A 241-nucleotide genomic window follows, 5' to 3' on the forward strand; every position below is an offset into this window, starting at 1 on the left:
CAATGGGACCGCCGGGCAAAATTTGTATATCGCCCCGAATAATACGTATTCGGGGTATGCGTGCGCGAACACCCTTAGGCCCGCGCCCTACAATATCCTCGGCACGGCTGCTTCCAACGCGCAGATTATGGATATGATTTTGGAGAGTGGCAATATTTACTGGTCATCTGGCGGAGCTGGAGGAATTCTTTACTGCACAGGCTGGGAGGACAATTTATAGATGTTCTGTTACACCAACAAT

At 49.8% G+C, this 241-nt stretch carries 1 protein-coding gene; it reads left to right on the plus strand.

What is annotated here, in order from left to right; all coding sequences use genetic code 11:
- Positions 1-220 (plus strand): hypothetical protein (locus tag ACWGS9_RS36205; RefSeq protein ID WP_454509575.1); only part of this gene is annotated, 220 nt, incomplete at its 5' end.
- Between the last annotated feature and the right edge of the window lie 21 nt (positions 221-241).

Source organism: Mesorhizobium sp. Arg314, from assembly GCF_053714275.1.